Genomic DNA, 2,218 nt, shown 5'->3' with positions numbered 1-2,218 from the left:
AGGTTCCGAAAGAAATGGACTTCTGGACGAAAGAGGAATATCTGAAATTCTCCGAAGCCATGATGGATAAGCCCCGTTCCTATTATGCCTTTGAAATGCTTTACTGGTGTGGAATCCGCTCCGGCGAACTGCTGGCGCTTACTCCGGCTGATTTTGACTTCCAGAAGCAGACAGTCACAATCAGCAAGACATTTCACCGATCTAAAGGGAGTGATATTATCACAAGCCCGAAAACGAAAAAGAGTAACCGTACAATCAAAATGCCGCCATTTCTCTGTGAGGAAATGCAGGAATATATCAAAATGCTTTACGACATTCAGCCGAACGAGCGGCTGTTTACGGTCACAAAATCCTATCTCAATCACGAAATGGAGCGAGGGGCAAAGCAGGCGGGCGTAAAAAAGATTCGCGTTCACGACATCCGGCATAGTGCGGTTTCCCTGTTAATAGACATGGGATTTTCAGTGCTGGCGATTGGGGATCGTATGGGGCATGAAGCGGAGAAAATCACTTACCGCTACGCCCACTTGTTTCCTACGGTGCAGACGGAAATGGCAGAAAAACTGGAAATGGAGCGAATGACAAAGGAGGACGCAAATGGAAAGAACACTTGATTATAAAGGGCGGTGGCGCAATCATACAGTAGCGTTCCGGGTATCGGACGAAGAAGCGAAGCTGCTTAACGATTTGGTGGCATTGTCGGGTTTGACAAAGCAGGACTATATCACAAGGCGGCTGCTGTGCCGGGACGTAGTAGTACAGGGCAATCCGAGGGTGTATAAGGCTCTGAAAAATCAAATGGCGGCTATCTACGAGGAATTGAAGCGATTGGAAGCATTAAGCCCGGACAATGACGAACTGCTCTACACGTTGCAGGTAATCGCAATTACATTAGACGGTCTGAAAGGAGAAGATGAATGACAGAAAAAATGAAAACGACTGCTCCCGTATCATCTGTTGGCGCAGATGGGGCGCAGCCGCAATTAAAAAATTACAATGAAATTATAGCAAATGAAACAGCACAAATCAATCTGCAAGCCGCACAAAACCCGGAGAAATCCGGGAGCGGCGGGCTTCAAACCGTTTCCATGACGGAACTGTATGATACACTCTACCCGCCGAGAACGCCGGTTGTGGACGGGTTTCTCTATGGCGGCACTTATCTTTTTGTAGGTGCGCCGAAAGTTGGGAAATCGTTCTTTATGGGACAGCTTGCCTATCATGTGGCAATGGGGCTTCCGCTGTGGGATTATCCTGTCCGAAAGGGTACGGTGCTGTATCTTGCACTGGAAGATGATTATGCAAGGCTTCAGCGGCGGCTCTCCGGTATGTTCGGTGTGGAATGTGCGGATAACCTGTACTTTGCGACACAGGCAAAGACCTTGAATGAGGGCTTAGACAAACAATTAGAGGAATTTCTGAAAGAGCATACGGACGCAAGGCTGATTATCATTGACACGCTCCAGAAAGTGCGTGAGGTCGGTGGGGACAGGTACAGCTATTCCAGCGACTACGAGATTGTGACAAAGTTAAAGTCGTTCAGCGATAAATACGGTATCTGCCTGCTGGTGGTTCATCACACACGCAAGTTGGAATCCGAGGACAGCTTTGATATGATTTCCGGTACGAACGGGCTGCTTGGAGCGGCAGACGGGGCGTTTATCATGCACAAGAAAAAGCGCACTGACAATGAGGCGGTCATGGATATAGTGGGGCGTGACCAGCCGGATCAGGAACTGACTATAGAGTTTGACCGGGAGCGCTGCGTCTGGAAATTCAAAAAGGCAGAAACGGAACTGTGGAAACAGCCGCCGAATCCCCTGCTGGAAGCAATCAACAATTTTCTGACAGAAGATAAGCCGGAATGGGAGGGGACAGCAACAGAACTTGTGAGCCAGTTGCCGGATATGCAGATACAGGCAAACGTGCTTTCCAGAAAGCTGAATGTAGTCAATAGCCAGTTGCTTAATGATTATGGAATTTTCTATGACAATAAGCGGGGGCATGAAAGGAAGATTATTCTGAAACGGCTTGAGCCGAGAGAGTAAAAGCGACGATATGCGTCGGTTGCGACGGTATTTTTTACAGCGGGCTGGTATAGAAAATATCGACGCTATCGACGCAAACCGACGCAGAAAGGATTAAGTGATGAAAAACGTGCAAATTCCTTATGAATTGTTTGTATCTCTGCTCCGCTATCATCTAATGGAAGATGATG

3 protein-coding genes are annotated in these 2,218 nt (G+C 47.9%); all 3 read left to right on the top strand.

Annotated features, from left to right (window positions below):
- A partial coding sequence (locus DWZ16_RS15190) for a site-specific integrase (RefSeq protein ID WP_147353443.1) occupies positions 1–614 on the top strand: 614 nt, incomplete at its 5' end.
- Positions 598–921, top strand: coding sequence for a plasmid mobilization protein (locus DWZ16_RS15185; protein WP_107000556.1), 324 nt, complete (start codon positions 598–600; stop codon positions 919–921). The genes DWZ16_RS15190 and DWZ16_RS15185, both read left to right, overlap by 17 nt.
- A complete protein-coding gene (locus DWZ16_RS15180; protein WP_107000555.1) occupies positions 918–2,048 on the top strand; it encodes an AAA family ATPase in 1,131 nt (376 codons plus the stop codon). Before DWZ16_RS15185 ends, DWZ16_RS15180 begins: the two co-directional genes overlap by 4 nt.
- The last annotated feature ends 170 nt before the right edge of the window (positions 2,049–2,218 follow it).

The sequence above is a fragment of the Clostridium sp. AF29-8BH genome (genome assembly GCF_003478145.1).
GTDB lineage: Bacteria > Bacillota > Clostridia > Lachnospirales > Lachnospiraceae > Otoolea > Otoolea fessa.
The sequence above is the reverse complement of the archived record's forward strand: the minus strand, read 5'-3'. Positions and strand labels throughout refer to the sequence as shown.